Origin of the sequence: Nocardia sp. NPDC049526 (genome assembly GCF_044465765.1) — a bacterium.
GTDB lineage: Bacteria > Actinomycetota > Actinomycetes > Mycobacteriales > Mycobacteriaceae > Nocardia.
Genome location: NZ_JBITMA010000004.1, coordinates 293,374 through 316,947, shown reverse-complemented (window position 1 = coordinate 316,947; position 23,574 = coordinate 293,374). Strand labels below are relative to the sequence as shown.

Annotated in this window: 19 protein-coding genes; 13 read left to right on the top strand and 6 right to left on the bottom strand. The window is 61.7% G+C overall.

Annotation, left to right across the window (positions count from 1 at the left end):
• Positions 1-246 precede the first annotated feature (246 nt).
• A complete protein-coding gene (locus ACIBW7_RS15070) occupies positions 247-1,344 on the top strand; it encodes an alkane 1-monooxygenase (protein ID WP_397046806.1) in 1,098 nt (365 codons plus the stop codon).
• A 145-nt stretch (positions 1,345-1,489) separates the two neighbouring features.
• Complete coding sequence (locus tag ACIBW7_RS15065) at positions 1,490-2,461, top strand: acyl-CoA thioesterase (protein ID WP_397047080.1); 972 nt, start codon at positions 1,490-1,492, stop codon at positions 2,459-2,461.
• 112 nt (positions 2,462-2,573) lie between these two features.
• Here ACIBW7_RS15065 and ACIBW7_RS15060 read toward each other — a convergent pair whose 3' ends face one another.
• Both ACIBW7_RS15060 and ACIBW7_RS15055 read right to left on the bottom strand, forming a co-directional pair.
• Positions 2,574-3,005: a hypothetical protein gene (locus ACIBW7_RS15060; protein WP_397046805.1), complete on the bottom strand. Its 432-nt coding sequence runs from the start codon at positions 3,003-3,005 to the stop codon at positions 2,574-2,576.
• Positions 3,006-3,437: 432 nt separating this feature from the next.
• Positions 3,438-3,737, bottom strand: coding sequence for a hypothetical protein (locus tag ACIBW7_RS15055; protein WP_397046804.1), 300 nt, complete (start codon positions 3,735-3,737; stop codon positions 3,438-3,440).
• A 232-nt stretch (positions 3,738-3,969) separates the two neighbouring features.
• Between ACIBW7_RS15055 and ACIBW7_RS15050 the strand changes: the two genes are divergently transcribed.
• The gene (locus ACIBW7_RS15050) at positions 3,970-4,860 is read left to right on the top strand and encodes an AAA family ATPase (RefSeq protein WP_397046803.1); all 891 of its coding nucleotides are present in this window, start codon (positions 3,970-3,972) and stop codon (positions 4,858-4,860) included.
• Positions 4,861-5,230: 370 nt separating this feature from the next.
• The gene (locus ACIBW7_RS15045) at positions 5,231-6,589 is read left to right on the top strand and encodes a VWA domain-containing protein (protein ID WP_397046802.1); all 1,359 of its coding nucleotides are present in this window, start codon (positions 5,231-5,233) and stop codon (positions 6,587-6,589) included.
• Between the two features lie 171 nt (positions 6,590-6,760).
• Here ACIBW7_RS15045 and ACIBW7_RS15040 read toward each other — a convergent pair whose 3' ends face one another.
• A complete protein-coding gene (locus tag ACIBW7_RS15040) occupies positions 6,761-7,390 on the bottom strand; it encodes a TetR/AcrR family transcriptional regulator (protein WP_397046801.1) in 630 nt (209 codons plus the stop codon).
• A 102-nt stretch (positions 7,391-7,492) separates the two neighbouring features.
• Here ACIBW7_RS15040 and ACIBW7_RS15035 point away from each other — a divergent pair, with 102 nt between their 5' ends.
• From ACIBW7_RS15035 to ACIBW7_RS15020, 4 genes are all read left to right on the top strand, one after another.
• Positions 7,493-7,966: a nitroreductase/quinone reductase family protein gene (locus tag ACIBW7_RS15035; protein ID WP_397046800.1), complete on the top strand. Its 474-nt coding sequence runs from the start codon at positions 7,493-7,495 to the stop codon at positions 7,964-7,966.
• A 174-nt stretch (positions 7,967-8,140) separates the two neighbouring features.
• The gene (locus tag ACIBW7_RS15030) at positions 8,141-9,685 is read left to right on the top strand and encodes an ATP-binding protein (protein ID WP_397046799.1); all 1,545 of its coding nucleotides are present in this window, start codon (positions 8,141-8,143) and stop codon (positions 9,683-9,685) included.
• Positions 9,682-12,636 (top strand): Z1 domain-containing protein, encoded by a 2,955-nt coding sequence (locus ACIBW7_RS15025; protein WP_397046798.1) that lies wholly within the window; start codon positions 9,682-9,684, stop codon positions 12,634-12,636. The genes ACIBW7_RS15030 and ACIBW7_RS15025 overlap by 4 nt, the downstream gene beginning before the upstream one ends.
• A 147-nt stretch (positions 12,637-12,783) precedes the next feature.
• Positions 12,784-13,926 (top strand): DNA cytosine methyltransferase, encoded by a 1,143-nt coding sequence (locus ACIBW7_RS15020; protein WP_397046797.1) that lies wholly within the window; start codon positions 12,784-12,786, stop codon positions 13,924-13,926.
• A gap of 15 nt (positions 13,927-13,941) precedes the next feature.
• Here ACIBW7_RS15020 and ACIBW7_RS15015 read toward each other — a convergent pair whose 3' ends face one another.
• Positions 13,942-14,322 (bottom strand): 3'-5' exonuclease, encoded by a 381-nt coding sequence (locus ACIBW7_RS15015; protein WP_397046796.1) that lies wholly within the window; start codon positions 14,320-14,322, stop codon positions 13,942-13,944.
• A 433-nt stretch (positions 14,323-14,755) separates the two neighbouring features.
• Between ACIBW7_RS15015 and ACIBW7_RS15010 the strand changes: the two genes are divergently transcribed.
• From ACIBW7_RS15010 to ACIBW7_RS14990, 5 genes are read left to right on the top strand one after another with little or no spacing between them, the layout of a single operon-like run.
• A complete protein-coding gene (locus ACIBW7_RS15010) occupies positions 14,756-17,320 on the top strand; it encodes a Z1 domain-containing protein (protein ID WP_397046795.1) in 2,565 nt (854 codons plus the stop codon).
• Positions 17,320-18,336 (top strand): PD-(D/E)XK motif protein, encoded by a 1,017-nt coding sequence (locus ACIBW7_RS15005; RefSeq protein WP_397046794.1) that lies wholly within the window; start codon positions 17,320-17,322, stop codon positions 18,334-18,336. Before ACIBW7_RS15010 ends, ACIBW7_RS15005 begins: the two co-directional genes overlap by 1 nt.
• The gene (locus ACIBW7_RS15000; RefSeq protein ID WP_397046793.1) at positions 18,333-20,327 is read left to right on the top strand and encodes a hypothetical protein; all 1,995 of its coding nucleotides are present in this window, start codon (positions 18,333-18,335) and stop codon (positions 20,325-20,327) included. The genes ACIBW7_RS15005 and ACIBW7_RS15000 overlap by 4 nt, the downstream gene beginning before the upstream one ends.
• On the top strand, positions 20,327-21,223 hold the full coding sequence (locus ACIBW7_RS14995; RefSeq protein ID WP_397046792.1) for a hypothetical protein: 897 nt from the start codon (positions 20,327-20,329) through the stop codon (positions 21,221-21,223). The genes ACIBW7_RS15000 and ACIBW7_RS14995 overlap by 1 nt, the downstream gene beginning before the upstream one ends.
• Entirely contained in the window at positions 21,220-22,032 is an 813-nt protein-coding gene (locus tag ACIBW7_RS14990; protein ID WP_397046791.1) for a DUF6339 family protein, read from the top strand. Before ACIBW7_RS14995 ends, ACIBW7_RS14990 begins: the two co-directional genes overlap by 4 nt.
• Positions 22,033-22,437: 405 nt before the next feature.
• Here the strand turns inward: ACIBW7_RS14990 and ACIBW7_RS14985 are convergent, their stop codons facing one another.
• On the bottom strand, positions 22,438-22,728 hold the full coding sequence (locus tag ACIBW7_RS14985; protein ID WP_397046790.1) for a hypothetical protein: 291 nt from the start codon (positions 22,726-22,728) through the stop codon (positions 22,438-22,440).
• 497 nt (positions 22,729-23,225) lie between these two features.
• The gene (locus tag ACIBW7_RS14980) at positions 23,226-23,537 is read right to left on the bottom strand and encodes a hypothetical protein (RefSeq protein WP_397046789.1); all 312 of its coding nucleotides are present in this window, start codon (positions 23,535-23,537) and stop codon (positions 23,226-23,228) included.
• Positions 23,538-23,574: the final 37 nt, after the last annotated feature.

Here is a 23,574-nt window from a genome sequence, read left to right as displayed (position 1 = left end):
GAAATTCGTTAGGTCAGAAGGTGGATTTCGACAGATTGCTGGCAGGCGGCGCGGGCACAGCTATTCTGGAGCGACAGTTTCTACCGCAACGGATTTCGGCGGCCCCACCCCCTGTCAGTGTTGTTCTGTTGGAGGCCCGAGGCACCTATGTCGATCTTCGAGAATACGGAAAGACGCGACCCCAAGCGGTATCTGTGGATACTGGGGTTGATCGCTCCGACTTGCGCCGTACTTCCTTCACAACTGGTGGTCCATACAGGCCTGGAAATATTCTGGTGGATCGGCCCGATCATTGTGCTCGTGGTGATCCCGCTGCTGGACATGGCGATAGGGAATGACGGGAGCAATCCGCGCGACGAGGACTACGAGTCCTTGACCAACGATCGCTACTACCGGTGGTGCACTTACCTTTTCCTGCCGCTACAGTTCATCGGCCTGCTCATCGCGGGATATCTCTGGGCCAGACCGGCGCTGAGCATTTCCGACAAGCTGGGTTTGGCCGTGACGCTCGGGTTCGTGTCGGGCATCGGAATCAACGCCGCCCACGAACTCGGCCATCGAGTCGAGCACCTCGAACGCTGGCTGGCGAAAATCGCACTGGCGCAATCGGGATATGGGCACTTCTTCGTCGAGCACAACCGCGGCCATCATGTTCGCGTCGCGACGCCGGAAGATCCGGCCAGTGCCCGATTCGGCGAATCACTGTGGGAGTTCCTGCCGCGCACTATGCTCGGCGGCTTCCGGTCGGCTCTGGTTCTGGAGCGTGAACGCCTTTCCCGCAAGGGAAAGCGCTGGTTCTGCTTGGACAATCATCTGCTGCAGGCTTGGTCGATGAGCATCGCGCTGTTCGGCACGCTGATCGCCCTCTTCGGGCCCGCGGTGATCCCGTTTCTGGCGCTGCAGGCGCTGATCGGCGCCGGGCTGCTCGAGACGGTGAACTACGTCGAGCACTACGGACTGCTTCGCCCGCGCGGTCGCAATGGCAACTACGCGCGCTGCTCCCCGCGTGACAGCTGGAACAGTGACCGTCTGGTCACGAACATATTCCTGTTCCATCTACAACGCCACAGCGACCACCACGCGAATCCGGGCCGCCGCTACCAGACCCTGCGCAGCTCGGAGCAGGCACCGCAGCTACCTGCCGGCTATGCAAGCATGATCCTGTTGGCCGCCGTCCCGCCGATCTGGCGCGCGGTCATGGACCGTCGTGTTCTTGCCCACTACGGCGGTGATATCAACCTCGTCAACACCAAACCTCGGACCAGACGTCGCCGTATCTCCGCTCGCTTGCGCCGGACACCTCCACTGACCGCCGCATCTGCGGAGCCGGCTACTCGCCCGTAGCGGCGCGGTTGCCTATCGTCTTCGGGGACATCGGAGTCGGAACCATTGTCTGCCGAACAGATCGCGAGTCGTGAGCATCTCATCCACCACACTTGTCCCCACTTCCGTACCGAGCCCGGCATCGGCCGGTCGACGTGCCGAGGCCATCCACCGCTTTCTCGTCAAACCGGCGGATGCGGGCATCGCCGGTTCGGTCGACGGCGGCAAGCTACTCGAATGGATCGACAAGGTCGCCTATGCGGCGGCGGCTCAGTGGAGCGGTTGCTACTGCGTTACCGCCTACGTCGGCAATATTCACCTGGACCGCCCGATCGCGGTCGGTGAATTGGTCGAACTGCATGCGAATCTCGTGCACACCGGGCGTACCAGCATGCATATTCTCGTCAGCGTCTATTCGACCGATCCCACACGACGCAGGCCGGTGCAGACAGCGCAGTGCCTGACGATCTTCGTCGCGGTCGACGACAACCGGCGGACCGTCGAAGTGCCGCAATGGAATCCGACGTCGATTCTGGAATTGGAGCGGCATCGGCAAGCGCGGGCGCGGGTTTCGGTTCGCAAGCGGATCGAGGAGGCGATGGCGGCGCAGCAGTACACAGCGGCGGGTACAGCGCCGACGTCGATTCTGCGATTCCTGGCCGCGCCTTCGGATATCAACTGGGGTGGCAAGGTGCACGGCGGTCGCACCATGCAGTGGATTGACGAGGCAGCGTATGTCTGCGGTGCCGATTGGGTTGGGCAGCATGTGATTACGTCGTACTTCGGCGGGATCCGGTTCTACCGGCCGATTGTCATCGGGCACATCGTCGAGGTGAGTGCGCGGCTGATTTACACCGGGCCGCGGAGTATGCATGTCAGCGTGCACGTGACGTCGACGGATACGCACTCCGATGAACCGGCGCTCGCCGCGCACGGTCTCGCGGTTGTTGTCGCGGTCGATGAGAACGGTAAGGCGCGGCCGGTGCGCCAGTGGGTTCCGGTTTCCGCCGAGGATGAGGCGCTCGATGCGCATGCGCGGCACCTCATCGAATTGCGTGCCGAGGTGGAGCGGTTCACGCAGGCGACCGACGTGCCGGCCGATGCCGAACCCAACCATTTCCGGGTGCCGATGCCGTAACAGGTTGTGGCGGGCCTGGTGCATCGCGGTGATCCGGCCTGGATGAGGCCGGATCGCCCTGGTGACAGTGCGGTGGTCCGGACTGTCTGAGGCCGGACCACCGTGGCGCGGGCTAGCTGTTGTTCGGTCTGTGCTGGTTATTGGGGTTCAGTGGGCTGTTCGGGTTGGCCGGATTGTTGGGGTTGAGCGGACTCATGGGGTTGGCCGGGTTGTTGAGGCTGTGCTCCCACTGGTACCGCGGGTTGGTCGGGCTATTCGGGTTGGTCGGGTTGTTCGGGTTCAAGGGGCTCATGGGGTTGGCCGGATTGTTCAGGTTGTTCGCCCAGTCGCGGGCCTCCCTGTCTCGCCGGGCCTGCTCGTTCCGCCACGCCTGCTCGCACTCGTCCCGGTGCTCGGCACTTTCGCAGTCAACCGTCTGTCCCGATCCGGCCGAACCGGTTTCCGGTGCGGCCCATGCCGGAATTGCCGAGGCGGTCAGGGGAACAGCGATAAGAGCGGCCGCCACGGCCGCTTGGCCCAGCATCCGACGAGGCGTCATTGTCATTCTTCCACTCTTGCGTGCACGCGCCGAAAAATCTCCTGCCACAATCGGATTCAGGGAAATTTCAGTCGAAAGTATGAGCCCGGATGGGACTGGAGTAGGGGCTATCCCCTAGGCGAGTCGCTCCGAAGCCGGTTGCCGCCAAACGTTTCTCGGTTCGTCCGCCGCGCCCCAACAGTTTCATCGTTGTCACATATCCAATGGGCACTGCACACAAGATAGAGCTTCTGTGCGATAGACACTGGGTATGTGCCGGCTATCGTGGCTTGATCTGCTGCGGCGCGTCGCTCAGCTCGCTGAGCGCTTGGCTGTGCAAGCTGGATGCGCAGCTCGCGGCACGAGTTCCCGGTTGGCCTGCGGGATGCGACTGATCGCGGTTGGTATCCGATCTATGACAACGGCCCGGCGCCTGTGACGCCGGGCCGTTTCTCTCGATCAGCTACTGCCGAATGTTCCGCGGGGGAACAGGTGGCGGGGGAATCGCCACGGGTCGTTCCAGCGGCCCGGGAGATCACAGTCGTCCCAACGGCCGGGGCTGTGGTTCCAGTCGTCGAAGAAGCCGGGGCGGTCGCAGTCCCAATCGTTGTTGTGCGGGTGCCGCACCTCGGTCACGCCGGGTTCGCTGGTGGCCGGCTCGGCCGAGGCGGGAATGGCCAGCGCGGTCAACGGGACTGCGGCGAGGGCGACGGCCATGGCCACCCGGGTCGATCGGCGGGGAGTCGTTCTCGAGAACACCGTGGATCCTTTCTATCTGCGCGTCCGCGAAGACGCCGTCGTTACTCGCCGGATGCAGGGGATGTCCGGTGACGCAACGATTTGCAGGTCCACACTCGGCCGCGACCGGTCGAATGGCAATGGTGCGAACACGATTTCAGGGAGATTCATCCTTTGGTATGACGAGTCCCCCATGCGGTGGGTGTCGGCCTCAGGGATGGAGCGGAAATCCGCAGGTTCTAGACTGTTACCGATGAGTAAGTTCTTTGGCTCGGTCGACGAGGTGACGCGGCGGCTCACCGACGCCGGATACCTGCCCTCCACCGACATCGCCACCGCGGTGTTCCTCGCCGGTCACCTGGGCAAGCCCCTGCTGATCGAGGGTCCGGCGGGTGTCGGCAAGACCGAGCTGGCCAAGGCGATCGCCACCGCCACCGCTTCCGACCTCGTGCGCCTGCAGTGCTACGAGGGCATCGACGAGGCCCGCGCGCTCTATGAGTGGAATCACGCCAAGCAATTGCTGCGCATCACCGCCACCGACAACGAGAGCTGGGACAGCACCCGCGACCACGTCTTCACCGAAGAATTCCTGCTGCAACGCCCGCTACTGGCCGCGATCCGGAATCCGCGTCCGACCGTGCTGCTCATCGACGAGCTCGACAAGGCCGACATCGAACTCGAAGGACTGCTACTCGAGGTCCTCGGCGACTATCAGGTCAGCATCCCCGAACTCGGCACCGTGACCGCCGTCCGCAAGCCCTTCGTCATCGTCACCTCGAACGCCAACCGTGACCTCTCCGAAGCGCTGAAACGCCGCTGCCTCTACCTCCACATCGACTATCCGACAGCGGAATTGGAACGCGCGATCGTCCGCATGAAGGTCCCCGAGCTCGACGAAACCCTGGGCGAGCCGGTAGTGAGAACCGTCGCCGCCCTCCGCGAACTCTCCCTCCGCAAACCGCCCTCGATCGCCGAAACCGTCGACTGGGCAAGAACTCTCGTAGCTCTGGGTGCCCGCAACCTCACCGGTTCCCTTGTCCGGTCCACCCTCGGCGTACTACTCAAATACCAAGCTGACCATCGCATAGCCATAGATCGCCTCGAGCTTCCCGCTGCCGATCCGCACGAACGCAGGCCGTCATGACCGCCGCTGCCGCGATCCGAGTCGCGCCCGAATGGAGGTGCATGCGATGCACCGCGCATGAACGTGTCGCCCATCAACTGCCGCACCGTTTATCGCGATTCTTTGCGGGCGTCTGCGACGAGTGTGGATCTCGCCGACGGGTGGGGCCGGTGGGCGAGGCGGGTCGGTGCGCCGATGGGGTCGACGGCACGCGCAGTGGGGAATCAATCTGCGTGCGGTGTGACGATATATCAACTGCCGCAGCGTATCTCGGGACCGGCACCTTTCGAGGCAACGGCTCCGGATCCCGACAATGGGTGCGGCTGCCGGGGGAGGGGAACGAGTGGTGACGTCACCCGCGCGGCCCAGCCCTGAGCATCCCGCCGACACGATGACCGATCGCTTGGTCGAGTTCGTCGGATTGTTGCGCGACCACGGCATCTCCGCCGGCCCGAGCGAAACCATCGACGCCGCCGAGGCAATGCTCGCGCTCGGCCTATCCGACCGCAACCGCCTGCGCTCCGGTATGGCCGCCTGCCTGCTGCGTCGTAACGGTCAGCGCGCCGTCTTCGACCAGCTCTTCGATCTCTACTTCCTTACCGCCGAGCAACCGGCAGCCCTGTCGGCTTCCGAATCCATCGACGATCTGCGCGACAGCCTGGTGGACGCACTCGCTCGAGACGACCGCACCGCTGTCACCGAACTCGCCCGGCAGGCCCTCACCGCGCTGGGCGGCTACGGGGGAGTCGGCACCGGAGAGTCCTCGCGCCCGGTCACCACCGCATCGGGTGCGGGCTGGTCGTCCTATCTGACGATGAAATCCCTACGGCCAGAAGAACTTATCGATCGCATCGTCGAGCGCATTGGCACCGATCTCGATACCACCGTCCGCACCATCGAAGCCGACCGCCGCCTCCGCGAATTCCGCACCGCCGTCCAGTCCGAGGCGCGCCTGCGCTCCGCCGAACTCCGTGGCACCGAATACATCGCCCGCCGTGGCGTCGAATCCAGTACCGACCAAGTCGACTTCCTCGGCGCCCGCACCCAGGACCTCGCCGAAATGCGCCGCCTGGTAAACCCTTTGGCCCGCAAACTAGCCACCCGCCTCGCCGCCCGCCGCCGCAAAGCGGTCCGCGGCCAGATCGATATGCGCCGAACCATGCGTCGCTCCATGGCCACCGGCGGCGTGCCGATCGACCCGGTCCTACGCGCTCGCAAACACGGCCACCCCGACCTCGTCGTGCTCGCCGACTTATCCGGCTCCGTAACGGGTTTCGCCGAATTCACCCTGCAACTCGTCCAGGCATTGCAAGACCAATTCAGCAGGGTCCGCAGCTTCGGCTTCATCGACACCTGCGATGAAATCACCGGTTTCTTCACCCCGGGCGAACCTCCCGCCCCCGGCGCCGCCGCCCGAATAATCCGCAACTCCAACGTCGCCCGCTTCGGCAGCAGCAACTACGGTGAGGCCTTCCAAGGCTTCATCGACAACTATCTCGATGCCCTGGGCCCCCGCACCTCCCTGTTGATCCTCGGCGACGCCCGCACCAACCGCACCGACCCGAATCTCCCCGCCCTCCAAGCAATGTCGGACCGGGCCAAACACACCTACTGGCTCAACCCCGAACCGGCTCGCTCCTGGTCCACCGGCGACTCCGCCGCCCAGGTGTATGCCCAGCGGATAACCATGCACGAATGTCGCAACGTCAAGCAGTTGGCCGAGGTAATCGGTCGGCTATTGCCGGCTTGACCGCTCGATGAGGTGTGTGCCGCGCGGAATAGCCATGCACGAATGTCGCAACGTCAGGCAGCTGGCTGAGGTGATCGCTCGGCTATTGCCAGCTTGACCGCTCCGAGAGCGGACATGACCGTGATGACGGAGGGTATGCCGTAACCGCTGGCCCGACCTTTCCCGGCGGTGTCAGCCGAGGATCGGCATAACCGCATCGACAATGGACTCTGTCGTCGGCAGCGCCGCGATCACGTCGGGCGGGCTCAGATGACGCTGTAGTGCTCGTTGGTGCGCCGCGCCGACCAGCAGCAGGGCAGCGGCTCGCAGATCCACCGTGCCGGGAACCCGCTGGTCGGCGTGCTGTATCGACAGGTGCGAGACAACCGCGTCAACCGCACGCTGCGGCCCGATATCCAACTCCCGGCTGCGCTCGGCAAACTTCGCGCGCAACTCCACATCCGACTGCACCGCAGCCATCACCGGAATGGCATCCAAAAAGAACTCCTCCAACGCCTCGACAAGCGCCAGCAGCCCCGCCCGCAACCCCGGCTCCTCATCGACCTCCCCGAGCACGTCCTTCACCGGCCGCAAATGCCGCTGAATCACCGCCTGCAACAACCCCATTCGATCGCCGAAGTGATAAAAAATGCTCGACTCGGCCACCCCCGCCCGCTTCGCAACCTCCTTCGTGGACAACCGAGCCACCCCCGCCTCCACCAAAATCTCCTGCGCCGCAACCACAACCGACTCCCGCACCCCCGTCGAGGGCCGCCCCCGCTGCCCGCGCGTCGCCCGCGCACCATCCGCAGCTTTCGCCACCGCAACCTCCTCTTCGCACCGACCAGCCCTTGCAGTATGCCCCACCCGGGCGTATTTTCTGAGTATCTACTCAGTAATTATACGATCAGCGGAGCCATCCCTATGACCAGCACAAAAGCCCCCACCACCCAGTCCCGCATCCAACGCACCGGCGACGCCATCGTCCGCTTCATCCTCCGCTCGCCACTACACCCCCTACTCAGCAAAAGGCTCCTCATCATCACCGTCTCCGGCCGCAAAACCGGCCGCGAATACGCCAACCCCGTCGGCTACGCCGAACACGAAGGCCATCTCCTGATCGGCACCGCCGCCAACTGGCGCAACAACTTGATTCCGGACGTCCCCGTCCGAATCCTCCTGCGCGGCACCAACATCCAAGCCGCCCACGAAGTAATCACCGACGAACCCCGAGCCGCCACCCTCTACCGCGAAATCCTCACCCAAAACCCAACCCACGGCCGCTTCGCCAAAATCCACCTCAACCCCGACGGCACCGTAAACCTCCCCTCCCTCCGCGCGGCTCTATCCCAAGGCACCGCCGTAGTCCGCCTCAACCCCCTTGTAGCCGAAGGCTGAAGACCGGTGTAATCGGGACAGACCAACAGTTGCGCTGTGGTCTGGCGGTAGCCGCAGCGGCCAGGTTCGAGCGTATCCTGCGTCCGACTCACGGGAGATGTGTAACAACCGTCCGCAATCATCGGATCTCTGGCTAGAGGTCTCGGCTGGATTTGTTGACGCAGTGGGGTGGATATGGCGGAAGAGTGGCAGTTCGACGTCCCGACGACGGGCAGCAAGTTCCTGCCACCTGACGCCAGATATATGGAGGCCCTGAGCAGCCAGGGATACGGATTCGAAGCCGCCATCGCCGACCTCGTGGACAACTCCATCGACGCGGGCGCCAAGGATGTGGTCATCCATTTCCTACGCGATGGCGACGCCCTCGTCAGCTTGTTGGTAATCGATGACGGACGCGGCATGACCGACGAGGAGCTCGACGTCGCGATGACGGTCGGCGGTCGACATCACTACTCGCCTAGTGCCCTCGGTATGTTCGGCACGGGCCTGAAATCGGCCTCGCTCAGCCACGCGGCCGCAGTAACCGTAACCAGCCGAACCCGCAAAACAAGGCCCGCAGGCCGACGTTGGGTAATGGAACGAGCCGTCACCGGCTTTCAATGCGACATCGTTGAACCGAGGTACGCCCAGACGCTGATCGACCGCTACCAAGACTGTCCGATCACCTGGCAGGGCACAGTGATTCGCTGGGACGGCGTCAAGAACTTCCCTCAGCACGGCGGTAGCGGACAAACCGATCGCTACCTGCATCGCACCATCAACAAGCTCGGCCTGCACCTCGGCTTGCAGTTGCACCGCTTCCTACTGCGTGACGACTTCAACATCACTATCGCTGTCGAGGACATCCGCTCCCGCGATGTATACATGAACTTCGGTGTCGTACCGCTCAATCCGTTCGGCTACCCGGTCACCGGTCATCGGGACTACCCCCGCACCTTCGTGGCCGAGGTCCCATCAATCGGCAGTGTTGAACTGACCGCCCACATCTGGCCGCCGAAATCCTCACTGGACGAATACAAGTCCGTCGGGTCGGTGTTGGAGCGCCAGGGCTTCTACTTCTATCGCAACGGTCGCATCGTTCAGGCGGGCGGCTGGAACAACTTCCGTCAGCCCGAGCAAAGTCTGTCGCTGGCCAGGGTCGACGTCGACCTGCCCGCCGACGCGGGTGACGTCTTGCGACTGAGCGTGAAGAAGGAAGGTGTCGAGGCCACGCCGGAATTCGCGTCTGCGGTAGAACGCGCAAAAGACGCGAGCGGTCGCGCTTTCGCCGAATTCATCGCAGACGCCCAGCTGACGTACCGAGAGGCGCGGAAACGATCAGGCACCCAACGTAAGCCGGTGATCCCACCGGGCACCGGATTCGCCCCGGCGGTCAAGGAATCCATCGAAGAAGAGCTGCCTATCCTGCCTGGTGAACAGCCAATCGCCGCACAGTGGCGCAAACTAGCAGGTGATGTCTTCTTCGACATAGACCGCGACACCCGAACCATCGCACTCAATCGACGCTACCGCGCGGCCATCCTCGGTGGCCGCGGGGGAACCCTCAATGACGCCCCACTGCTGAAGTCGCTCATCTACTTTCTCGTGCACGACATCTTCGAAACGGAGTTCAGCGGTCCCCGAGTCAGGGACAATCTCCAACTCTGGCAATCCGTCCTCGTCTCGGCTGCCCGAGCCGAACTCAACCAGCTCGACGACGAGTCAGGAGAATCCGAATGAGCGAAGGGGAAGCGCTGCGCATCGCACTGCACAGCGCGGTGCTTGCGGATATGGGCGGCAGCAGGCCGAAAAGGCTGGCCAAGGCAATGGCCTATCAGGTCGAGGACATGTCGTCCGATGTTGAAGTCCACGCTGATGAGAACGATTTCCGGGAGGCGCTACTAATGTCCGTGCCTGGTGATCGCCTGGTGGACATGTGGCGACGGCAGATGACGCAGTGGGATTTCGCCGAAGCCCCCGTGTGGTCGTCATCAGGCGCCCGCACCGACGCACGCCGTGCCGACATCTACCGCCTCCTCGATCTGGAACGAGCAACCTGCAAATTGCTCGAGGCACTGGTGCCGGTCTCAAAAGCCGTTCCGCCCGTGGTGATCAGCGACAAGTTCGCCCCGTGGTACACCCCCGTATCGCAACAGGGACGCCCCTGGTATTGGCCGTTCTACAGGGGGCTGCTGACCAAGAAGGGCTGGTCCGCCGAGTCCATCGCAGCGCTCGACATCGCTACCGACAGCGTCGTCGAACGTCTCGCCGACCCAACTCGTGTCGATGCCTACCAATCGAAAGGCCTTGTCGTCGGCTACGTCCAGTCCGGTAAAACCGCTAACTTCACCGGTGTAATCGCCAAAGCAGTCGACGCTGGCTACCGACTCGTCATCGTCCTCGGTGGCACCCTCAATCTGCTTCGTGGCCAAACTCAACGCAGGCTCGACATGGAACTCGTCGGACGCGAGAACATCCTGCGCGGCGCAAGCGAATTCGAATCCGACTACGCCGACGACCCCGAGTGGATCCGACGGAAGTTCGTGGAGTTCGGTGGTCTGCCTTCGGCATTGGGTGGCTTCGATATCGTGCGCATGACGACCAGGAACGACGACTACAAGAGTCTGCTCCAAGGCATCGTCGCACTCGAGTTCGAGAAGCGAGAACCGGCCCTGCCGTTATACGACGCACGCAATCTGTACCGTTCCTCTGCCCGGTTGATGGTAGTCAAGAAGAACAAGGCAGTACTCGCAAAGCTCGTCAAAGACCTCAACAAGATCAAAACTCCGCTGTCCGAGATCCCTGTGTTGATCATCGACGACGAATCGGATGAGGCTTCGGTCAACACATCTCGACCGAAGCCGGATGCTGATCGCACCGCCATAAACCAGAAGATTTCCGACCTCTTGAAGATGTTGCCCCGCGCGCAGTACGTCGGCTACACCGCGACTCCATACGCCAACGTCTTCATCGATCCGAGCGACTCCGCCGACATCTTCCCCAAGGACTTCATTGTCTCGCTCCCGCGTCCTTATGGATACATGGGTGCCAGCGATTTCCATGATCTCGACTCCGATGTCGCCGAGCCGGACCGATCCATCCTGAATTCGAACGAGAAAGCCTTCATTCGCGACGTAGTCGTCGAGGACGACGATGATGCGACTTGCCTACAACAGGCGATGGATATGTTCGTGATCACGGCAGCGATGAAGCTCTACCGTGAGGATCAGGGCCTCGGCGATCGCTACTTCCAGCACCACACCATGCTGATCCACGAATCCAGCTGGATCGATGCTCACCGCGAGCTACTCGGCCGAGTCACCAAGCTGTGGTTGGACTCAGGGTATTCCGGCCCAGCCGGACATCAGCGGCTTCGTGCGCTCTTCAACAATGACCTTGCACTCGTTTCAGGGGTGCACGCCGTAGGTCAGGCCGTTCCAAATTCGTACGACGAGCTGATGCCATACATCAGTCCGGCTGTGGTGCGCATCGGCGGCGACGATAAGCCGATCATCGTGGTCAACGGTGATAAGGACCTGGAAACCGGCGAAGCGGATTTCGACAAGCGGTCGATATGGAAGATCCTCATCGGCGGCCAGAAACTGTCTCGCGGATTCACGATCGAAGGTCTGACGGTCTCGTACTTCCGCCGACGGGCCACCAATGTGTCGGCACTGATGCAGATGGGTCGCTGGTTCGGGTTCCGTAGGGGATACCGCGATTTGGTGCGGTTGTACATCGGGCGAGAGGAAGTCGGCCCACGCAAACAGGGAGTGGACCTGTATAAGGCATTCGAGGCCGTCTGCCTAGACGAGGAGAGCTTCCGCGGTGAGCTGGCGCAGTACGCTGTGCTGGTCGACGGAGAGCCACAGGTGACGCCCGCTCAGGTGCCACCGTTGGTTGCCCAACACCTGCCGGGTCTTAAGCCGACGAGTCCGAACAAGATGTACAACTCCCGATTGGTCGAGATTCAAAGCCCAGGTCAGTGGGTGGAACCGACGGCATACCCGACGGCGGCGCCGGACTTGCGCCACAACATGCGCCTGTGGATGCCGGTACTAGAAGCGCTCTCCGCCGAAACCGCCAGTCTTGCTTACAACTTCGAAGACCCGAAGAAGACGCATGCCTACCCGGCGTTCACCGGCAGGCTGGATGCAACCGAGTTCCTCAGTTTGGTCGATGCTTTGAAATGGCGAGCTCCAAGTCAGTTCGCCCCACACCTCCAGTACCTCCGCCAGATCACGAACGAGGGCAATCCGCTCGTCGACGATTGGGTCGTCCTGGCACCCCAACATCTTCGGGGCGGCAATCGGATCGAGCTGGGCGCCGCAGGCCGCATGTTCTCGTGGTTCGGACGTGAGCGACGTCGCAAGCCGTTGTTCGGTGTGATCAGCGACCCCAAACATCGTGGAGTCGCGTACCGAATTGCCGGGGCGTTGGGTGATTCCGGTGAAACGAATACCGAGCGGTTGGTTGCGGATCGGCGTGGGGTCGTTGTGCTCTACCCAATCATCGAACCGAGTCAACCGGCAGAGACAGGTGCCGTTGGGCCGTTCGATGCAGCTCGCGTCGTGATGGCCTTCACCTTCGTCGCTCCGGCGGGTGCACTGCGTGGCGACGAGCGCGTTGTCCGGTTTACCACGATCGATTCGTCGACCGACACCCCGATCATTGATGCCAAAGGTGAGTAGGACCGTCCCCAGAGCTTCAATATGTTCAGACCAAGGCGAGGCAGGTGTACGGCTCCCGAAGATGGCTCTCCTTCGAACTCAGAGTATGGACACCGAATCGGTGAGGTGCGGCGCGTGATCCGCGCCCGCCGGCTATGATCTTGCAGTATGGCGTCAGATGCGGGGGAGGCTGCACCTGCCCAGATGATCGACCTGTTCGCGGGTCCCGGTGGTATGGACGTCGCCGCGCACTGGCTGGGGATCTCGGTCCACGGCGTCGAATGGGACGACAACGCTTGTGCGACAAGGGAAGCTGCCGGACTACTTACCTCGCACAAGGATGTCCGCGACTTAGGGCCGGAGTTGTTTTCGAAGGCGAAAGTGCTCGCTGGGGGCCCGCCGTGTCAGACATTCTCGGTTGCTGGATCCGGTGTCGGCCGCGAGGCGCTCGATGAGGTGCTGCACTTCGTCGATCGCATGGGGGTAGGCGATAAGACCGTCAAGGTCGAACTGAAGAAGCTGCGAGACGAGCGCACCGGCCTGGTCCTGGAACCGTTGCGGTGGGCACTCGACGCTTTCGATATCCATGACTGTGCGTACGAAGTCATTGTGCTGGAACAAGTTCCGGCGGTACTTCCGGTGTGGGAACGAATGGCCTCAGTGCTCGAGGCGAGGGGATACAAGGTTGATACCGGTATCCTTCGAACCGAGCAATTCGGTGTGCCGCAGACTCGTCGTCGCGCGATCCTGGTGGCCCACTTGCATCGCCAACCACAACTTCCGAAAGTAACTCATAGGGTTTTTCGCCGCGGTGCGGTGAAACCTGCCGGGGATACTCATCTGCCCAACTGGTTGACTATGGGGCCGGTGTTGGAGCCCGACAAGGAATTTGTTGTCGTTTCCAATTACGGCTCCGGTGGTGATCCGAAAGCGCGCGGTGAGCGTCGTTTCGACGAGCCTGCCTATACGGTGACGGGAAAAGTTTCACGGAATAAGATCGTCACACTCGATGGACGATACCTCCGAAATCTTGACACTCGCGACTCCGGACGCCTACAGACATTTCCGCACGACTATCCCTGGGCTGGCAAGGATGTTGCCCAACAGGTCGGGAACGCTATCCCGCCACGGTTGGCTGTGCATGTCCTGAGCTGGGCGATTTTTGATCAAGCGCCCAACGAGGCAGCTTTGAACGCTGTCGTCGCGGACGATTGGGAGAACTCGAAAGGTGGGGTACGGCAGGAGCTACTGAGGGTCGGGGATGAGGTAGACGACGACTATTCTGGAGTTTTGTTCGATATCGACTCGTGAACCGGCTCCGTGGGCCTACTGATCGAATTCGGTTGGAAGCACTGAATCGGCGACGCGGCGCGGAGGTAGGAGCGGAGATGGGGTTCCAGACCAACTCAACGCCAGGCGTTCACGTGCTCGGGAGCCTGCGACATAGAGAACACACCGGAGCCGATGCTCTGCGTGCTGTCGTTCGAATCCCTTCAGATTGTGCACATAGTAGGCCGGGAACGTTTTCGCGCTCAGCTGAGGTAGGGCGACTGCCCGAAACTCCAGCCCCTTGGCTCGGTGCATTGTCATCACTCTGACCATATCGCCGAGGCTTTCCTCGTCGGTTCGTTCATTGATCTCGACGTTCGGAATGCCTTCCGTGGTCAGCGCCTGAAGGATGTCTCTGACCTGTCGGTGTTCGAACACGCACACGGCGATATCGGCGAGCGCATACCCTTCTCATGCCTGCCGCCGATCCACTCCGTAATTCCCTGGAGTTCAGCGGCTTCGGAGGCGAAGCCGCGCGTGTCGAGTTCCCGGCCGCTGAAGACCGACCGCGCGCCTGCCAAGGTCTCAGTGGCGAGGTCGAGGTCATCGACCTGCTTGTCGATGACCTCCAAGCATCAGCCGAGAATCTCCTTGGACGTCCGGTAGTTGATGGTCAGTCTGCGCGATCGACCCTTTCTGCCGCGGTCCTGTAGCGAACCGGTGTCGGCGACCGATACGTGGACTGCAACGGGGTAACACTTCGTCCACTTGCCTGAATCCTGTCAGATGAGGCCGATACAGTTACCCGCAACGCGGGGGGAGTCAAACCTCCCATCGTCGAAGTCGGGGCAGCGCGCAGTGGGAGATGCTGGTGAGTAATGTGATTGACGAGCACGACGAACTCTTCGATGTGTTCAGGTTGTTGCTCGATACTTACACGCCAGCCGAGGCGATCAAGAAGCTCCGCCTGTTTTCCATGCCCGATGATGTCATCAAGCGCATCGTGGACCGTCACGAGCGGGAAGTCGTGCGCATCAAGGAGATGCGCGAGCCACACTCCGTTGTGGTCGACAACTACGAAACCTGGTACACCGGGCCTCATCCCGATGACAAGCTGTGGCCGTCGATCACCGCAGGGCTAGCCAAGGACGGCTGGTCGAAGCCATCCATCGACCAGCTGGATGATTCTTCGACGCGGGTCGTCTCACTCCTACAACATCCGAGGCAGAGCTCCTTCTCGACACGCGGCCTAGTCGTCGGTTACGTGCAGTCCGGCAAGACCACCAACTTCACCGCCGTGATGGCCAAGGCTGCTGATCGCCGCTACAAGCTGTTCATCGTGCTCGCAGGGATTCACAACGGCCTTCGCAGACAAACCCAAGCCCGTTTGGTTCAGCAGCTCGTGGAGCCGAACCCCACGCTGTGGTCCCAGATCACTGACCTGGATCACGATTTCCGACCGACCGCGAACCCAGCCAGCTACTTCGGGAAGTCGAATAAAACCCACGTGCTTTGTGTCGTCAAGAAGAACGCGACTGTGCTGCGCAAACTGGTGAAGTGGCTCGCCGATGCGTCGGAGTACTTGGCCGACTGCCCTGCGCTGATTATCGATGACGAGGCCGATCAGGCGACCGTCGCGACGAAGTCGATAAATCCGTTGATTCGGCAGATCCTCAGCACCTTGCCGAAGTCTGCCTATGTTGGATACACAGCCTCACCGTTCGCGAACCTGCTGATCAATCCTGCCGCCGAGGATCTATATCCCGAACACTTCATCGTGAATCTCCCCCAACCGCAGGGACATTTTGGTACGGAGGTTTTGTTCGGCAGATACGCGCTGGACGGCGAAGACCCCAATGACGTCGATGACGGTTACGACATGATCCGTACAGTCCCGGAAGACGACGTAGAGCTGGTCCGACCCAAGACTAGGGCGGACGTCGACGACTTCCACCCGACGATTACCGCAACCCTACGCCGTGCTGTCTTGTACTTCTGGTTGACGACCGCCGCCCGTAGAGTGCGCGGCGGTGGAAATAGGCACTCCACCATGCTTATTCACACAAGTGTGCGCACTGTGGTCCACAACAGATTCCGCGACCCGCTGCTGTCACTGCGAGCCAAAACCAGACGTAACCTTGAGAGTTCGCTGGTTCACCGGGAGTTGCGCGAGCTGTGGGACGAAGAGGCATCCCGAGTGCTGGCTGCCGAGTTCGGAGAACAATCCGTCTCGTTCGATGAGCTCATAGCGGAACTGCCGGATGTACTGCGCGATTGCCGCGTGGTAATGGACAATTCGGAGAGTACCGACCGCCTCGACTACGAGAACGGCCCCGTAGTGGCGATCGCCGTGGGCGGCAACACACTGTCGCGAGGTCTTACCCTCGAGGGCCTGTCTGTCAGCTACTTTGTGCGCTCGGTCTCCACATATGACACGTTGCTGCAGATGGGCCGCTGGTTCGGCTACCGCAAGGGGTACGCCGACCTGCCACGTATATGGATGACCGAGGAACTTGAGGACTGGTTTCGCCACCTCGCAACCGTCGAGACCGAGATGCGCCGCGACATCGATGTCTATATGACCGAGGGCAAGACACCGATGAACTTCGCGGTACGCCTTCGCGCACACCCCGCACTACGCGTCACAGCAGCCGCAAAAATGAAGGACGCGGTGTCAGCGTCGTCATCCTACGGTGGACAACGTGTCCAAACCAGGTACTTCCGTCTGGAATCCGAGTGGCTATTGCAAAACCAAACAGCAGCACGCACGCTCGTGAGCGAGGCTGTGCGCGGCGGCAGTGTGGAGGATAGCGGAGCGGATGGCCGTTATCTTATCCGAGATGTGTCCAGTGACGCCGTCTTGGATTTCCTCCGGGATTACCAGTTCCATGAACGGTCGCAGGATTGCGACGCGAAGCTGATGTCCGGATACATCGAGAAGCGCATCCGAAACGCACAAACATTGCGACGCTGGAACATCGCGGTGGTCGGGAAACCAGTCGACGACAGTACCGAGCGGTTCGACTTCGCGCCGCAGATCAGCGTCAGAACGATCGTTCGATCTCAATTTGCCTCTGGACCGGACCATTCCGACATCAAGACGCTGATGAGCCGTCGTGACGCAGGCCTCGACCTCGAGGGAATCACGACAAGCACAACCGAAGAAGAAATAAAGAAGGTTCGTACGGCGCAACAACCCGACGCCGGACTGCTTGTGCTGTATCCGATCGACAAGGTTTCGAAACCCGAGCCGTCGAAGAACAAGCGTCAACCGCTCAATGCGCCTGAGCACGTCATCGGCGTCGGTCTGGTCTTTCCCACACCCAAGGACAACGACAGCACCGTGGCGTGGGAGGCCAACTACATCTCGGCAGACCTGTCCGGCGTCGAAATCGAGGAGGAGGACTTCAGCGCCCTCGAAGCCGAGGACATCTGATGTCGTCGGAGATCAGAGACGTTCTGGATGATCACTGGCGTCGCCTCGAACGTCGCCGACCGTCAATGTCGTCGGTCGTTATCGTCTCCGAGCTACCGGTACCTACGCCGAACGGATCGCTGGCGGCTGCGCTCGACAGTGCGGGCAACCGGCACCTTCTCGTGCCGGTGGGCGCACATCAGAACGTGCGTAGAGGGCTGAACGGTCCGGTCCTGCTGTTGCACAAGCGGACCCTCGATGACGACCGGACAAGACACGACTACGCCGATCTTGCTTGTCTTCGTCCGGATCTCAGCGATATCTTCACAACGCTGTGTGCTGATGTACTCATCGCCACCGAGGCAGCCCCCGAGAATCCATCGAAGGTCCTCAACCGCGTCCTCGATCAGTGGAGGGCGCTGTTCCAGAACCCCGGTCCGCCGCTTGGACCAGAAAAACTCGCCGGGCTATTCGGCGAGCTGATCGTACTGGCGCGCCTTCTCGAACACGACAGCAGTGCTCATCTCTTGTGGCGAGGTCCGTCCGGCTATCGCCATGATTTCGCGACTGACACGGGCGCTCTTGAAGTGAAGACCTCGACGAGTCCCAACGGTCGCCAGATTCGAATCCACGGCCTCAACCAATTGGAGCCTCCTGCCAACGGCGCACTGAGTCTGATCTGGCTTCGACTGGAGCCGACAGCGCGTGAGGGACTCGGCTTCCTCGACCTGATCGATCGTGTGCTCGAACTTTCCGACGACGAGGCGGCCGTTCTCAACAACCTGGCATCGGTCGGGTACCGCAAAGCGGACGACGACCACTACCGTCACGCTCGATACGAGGTTGGCGAACAGCGCTGGTACAACGTCGATATCGCGTTTCCGCGACTGACCACCATCGACCTCGCGGCCGCATCGATATCTTCGAACGTGCGCGATGTCGATTACACGATCGACCTCTCGGGCGACACGCCTGACCCGATGAACGACAGCCAAGTAGAACGACATATCCGGGTGATGATCGAGGAGCATGTGTGACGCCGCCTGCCTGGGTTTCACAACCATTTCCGCCGGAAGGCGCGAGTGCCGCAGAGGGAATCAGGAATCAGCTCGGCAAGCCCGAGCTGAATCACCTGACGATCCTGATCCGCGAATCGGCGCAAAACAGCTGGGATGCTCGTCGCAGTGATGGCATTTCGGTGGACTATCGCATCGATCTACAGACAGTCAGCGCCGCCGATGCACCCGCCTGGAGGGACAATCTGCTACGTCAGGCTCCTTCCAAACAGGTTCTCCCCCTGCGCGACTCATTACATCAGCCCGCCATCCGGGTGTTGTCGATCTCGGACCGAGGAACCCAGGGGCTCGGTGGGCCGACGCGAGCCGATGTGGTCACTGAACAGCGACGTGACTTCGTTGCATTCCTCCGCAATATCGGTGAGCCACGTGACCAGGCATTAGGCGGCGGCACATACGGTTTCGGCAAAGGCATCCTGTATCTCGTCTCGAAACCGGGCACGATCTTGGTGCACACGCGGTGCCAGTACGAGGGTCGCTACGAAACCCGGCTGATGGGCGCGGCGCTGTGGAAGAGCTATGACGCGAAGGAATCTGACCGCGATCGCCGCTACACCGGTAGGCACTGGTGGGGAGACCCTTCCGGGGACGTGATCGAGCCGCTTGTCGGCGCCGAGGCCGATGCGATGGCACGAAAACTCGGATTGCAACCGTTCGGAGACGCTGACACCGGGACGACGATTGTCATCCTCGACCCCGATTTGGAAGGCGCAGAGCCTGCAGCCGTAGCCCAATATCTCGCGGAGACGATTACGTGCCAGTTGTGGCCGAAGATGATGCCCGATCGCAACGGCGTTGTTCCGATGCGGTTCTCCGTGACCTGCGATGGTATCGACTACAAGGTGCCGGAACCTACGGAGATGAAGTCCCTGCGCTTGTTCGTCTCTGCGTACCGAAAATTGATCGGCAGCGAAGCGCGAGAACTGCATTGCCGCAGGCCGAAGAAACTACTCGGGCGGTTTGCCTTGCACCAGTCGCTGGCGCAACGGTTCGAGCCCACGAACGCCGAGCAGATGGCGGGCTTCGAACACGGGATGGTGCATCACGTCTGCCTGATGCGCCCGGCCGAACTAGTGGTGACGTATTGGCCCGGACCCAAGCCCGCGAGCGAGTACGCCGCGTATGCGGGTGTCTTCCGAGCTGATACCGCAATGGACGAGGCGTATGCAGCGGCTGAGCCACCGACCCACGACAACTGGAACTACCAGTCGCTCGACCATCCTGACTACTCGTTCGTCAAGATGACCTTCGTACGCATGAAGGAAGCAATCGAGGCGCACTTCGGCCCGCGAGGCAGTAGCGGGGTCGAGGCAGCCCGAGTGTCTCTCGGGGCCGCCAGCGAACGACTTTCTCCACTCGTGGGCGGCGCGTGGGGCATCGGCGCGGCCACCGACTATGGCAAGCCAGGCGACACCGCCCTGCCCAGCCGGCCTTCACCTGCACGTCGCCCAAGCGGTCGACGGCAAGAAATCGACGAAGTCGAAGAGGTGGAGATGCCGGACATCACAGGTATCGGCGACGGTAAGCCTGCCAACCCGACTGGGTCTGCAATAGTCATCGACCCGACCGACATCGATCCATTTGCCGAGCCCACAAGACCTTTCAAGCAACGGCGGCGCCGCCCGAAGATCGAATACATCGGTGATCCAGAACTAGATGAACTGTGGGGACACGCCGTGGTGGTGCAGCGCTTCCGCGTGCCGGTCAGCATTCCGCAACGAGTCACCGCCGATCTAGCTGTTGCCCTGAACAGTGACGGTGGTCTTGAGATGGACCCGCCCGCCGGAGCCGATATGCCGGGCCTCGTCGGGTGGCAGGACCCGCACGGCGCGATCCACCAGGTACCCTCGTACGTCATCGAAGGTGGCGACGGCCAGATCTGGAAGGCCGTGGTGAAGCCTGCAGCCGACACCATGACCGACATTGTGCTCTACACAGAGGCGGTCAACTGATGGCCCATCGCGTTCTTCCCTACAAAAAGCCGTTGCCAGCCGTCGTCCAGGCGGGTGATTGGCTCCTTTCGGTCGACGGAGAAGAAATGCCACTGCCGGAGTCCTACCCCTATTGGGACTATCAAACAACAATGCGTCTGCGCCGCGCTGTCAAAGTCGATCTGCGACGCGCCCTCGCCGAATCGATGCTCGACCAGAGTACAGAACTTGCGCTAGCCGCGATATGGACATCGACCGGATCGAAACTCAGGGGAACAGTGATGCGCACAGTGGTCCCCGAGAACGGCGAAGTCGAATTGCGAGCCGATCTTCCGGGCGCAGACCTCGGCGGAGTCGTTTTGTTGGACACCGCGCTGGTACTCGCGCGGCGTCGACACGGCGGTGACCGCCCGGTAGCGCCCCGCCGCGGTGGTTCAGTTCTGTGGAGTGATCGGAGCCAGATTCGTCTGCAAGGTGACGCTCCCCAATTCCCCATCGCCATAGTTGATTTCGACCGAACCAACTATCCCCGTGACGCCGCGTGGCATTTGGAGATCGGCACCAACCTCGACGCGGCGACAATGGGCTCTCTTCTCCTGCTCGTCAATGAAAAGAAGTCCGTCGTTACCGAAGCCCTCAAAGGCGCAGGCAGTCCGCGTGTGGAAGACAAAATCGCCCTGTCCGCGCTCTACGCCGACGTAGCTCGCACAATGGTGGACCACGCCCTGCGTCTGAGCGAATTCGATGACGACTCCCACTTCGTTGACGAGACCCTGGGGGCAACACTGCAGGAACTATTCGGCCGGCTCTTTCCTGGCCGGTCCATAGTGGACATCCGACTGGCAGCACAGGAGTCACCGAATCTGTTCGCCTCCGAACTTCAGGCAGCCGTAAAGATCTTCGAGGGGCTCGCATGACATTTCTGTACCCACGGCTGCTCCGCCACCGAGCGAAAATACTTGCGGCCGAATACAAGGAGCTCACCCCGCTCGATCTCCACGGCCGGTGGGCCATCACCGACGAATCCGCGGTGTTCGTTGCGACTGGCGGCACTAGGGTCGACCACGACAAGTTGCGGTATCTTCGCGACATCATAATCGACCTGGCAAAGGAATCCGGCTTCCCGGAACCACCTGATGCGCGGCAGAAGTCGTCCTTCGATCTCACCCTCGCCGTCGCATTGCACAAAGAAATGCGAATCGCTCCTGCCGAAGCTGCTGCCGGCGATGTCTGGGCATTTCTGGCCTTGCTCGTCCTTCCCGACGTCGCTCACTGGCGCTACCCAAAACCTCCGGGCGACCGAGTACTCGGTTCCGATCTCACTCGTCATGTGTTCGGTCGGATGTGGTGGCGCGCGCACCTGGTGCATTCCCCATCTGATTCCGACCCGTATTCGGCGCTAGATGTACTCGGCGAAGCGGCATTCGACCAGATCTATACGCGTCGCGCAGCCTTGGGCGGCAGTCCGCACTTGATCAAGTCGATTTTGCGGGTGTGGCGGCGCATGGACCTGCACGGCCTAACCGACCGAGACATTCTGCGGGACTTCCTAAAGCGACTGCTCCGCCTGGCTCCGTTCGTCGTCTTCGAAGCATTGGATGAGTCAGCATTGGACGAAGAACTCGTGGAGATCGCGAAGGAGACCGTAATCGGGATACTGTCGGCGAGTGGCCGGATATCGGTGGAAGAAGCCGGTACCCGCGCAGCGCGCGCATTCGGCGAGTAGAGCTCAGCTTCCGATCTGGCGGCCACTCGGGAGTTACTGCCCAAGCACGGCGACCTGTGGGACGCGCTTCGAGATGACTACTGGACTGTGCTGATGAACATGGAGGACCTGCCGAATCCGTTGGAGGCATGGGTCGGATGTTCGAGATAGTTCCGTCCCATCGGAAAGCGATCGCACCGTCCGTGCGCACATTGCTGGCCGCCTTCCATGAGGACACCCACCACAAGCTCGAAATTGCCCCCACTGATAGCGCTCCGATCTATGAGCGCGTGTCCTATGGCTGGCTGAGCCGGGTCGACGAAGACGGTTGGATCTGCGACACGGATGCCGACCTGGATAAATCCGACACGATAACAGTAACCCCGATCAGCGTCCGCGACACGGAAGAATACCCGTCGCGGGTCACTAGATGCTGGCGTGTTTGTGCTGCCAGGCGGCCAACGCGAGAGTGGCTACTCCTAGTAGAAGAAGAAGGACGCCGGAAGTCATTAGGCGGGTGGAGATTTGGGAGAGGCGGGTGGAGTGGGAGCGGGTGGTGAAGTAGGCATCGGTGGGGAGGTTGTCGCCGATGAAGCAGGACTCGGCGGCTTGGGTGGCTTTGGTGGCGCGGGAGTCGGTGACTACGGATGCGGTCAGGGCGGTGACTGCGGCCGTGATGCAGAGGATCGAGATGGTGGTGAGTGCGGCGAATGGCATGAGATCCCCCGGCTTCTAGAGGTCAGTGGGTGGTCGCGCTGACTACAAGAAGTGTTGCAGCAGGGTCTGACATCTTTTGCGGTACAACAGGTTCGTGAGCGGGCGTTGGTTTGTGCGGTTCGAAGCCGCGGAAGCGAACCGGCATGGGCGGTATCCGGGGGTGTTCGGGCTGGTCAATGGGTTGGCGTGGACGGGGGTGTTGACGGGGGAGCAGGAGCGGTTTCGGCGGGTAAACAATGATTGGTACAACGCGAACCTTGTTGATCCGAGTGGGGTGGCCCCTGGGGTTTACGACCGTGCTGTTCACCCGGGAGCGGCGTCGTGGTTCAAGGCGGCGGCTGTGGGGATGATCGGGCGGGTGGAGGGGTATCTCGCGATCCTTGACGCGCATGGGGTGGGGTGGGTGCGGTTGGATTCCGATGCGCCAGGGGAGATCGTGTACGAGGATTCGAATCAGGTGGTCGCGGTACGGTGTGCCGGATCGACGCGGGAGTCGTCTACCGCTCGGTTTGTGTAATGCGTTTGGCCAGTTTCCATTTCACGTACTCGCCGAGTGGTGTGTCCGGCCATTTACGGCACGCGCGGCGGCGGTGGTTCCTGACCTGTTGTTCGGCAACGTCGGCGAGGGAGGGGTCTACCGGACCAATTGACTTCAACAGAGTTTGGGCGTCGAAGTGGCGGTTGGCGCGGTGGGCTCGGGCGCGCTTGCGGGGGAGGTTTTTGCGGGAGGCCTTGTCGTTCTCGCCGTACGTGTTTCGGCGGTCTTTGGCATAGCTGAGCTGCTTCTTCTGCTGCGGGGTCCTCCTCATCGGATGGGGGTAGCGGTGGCCGCTCGGCCCTGAGCCC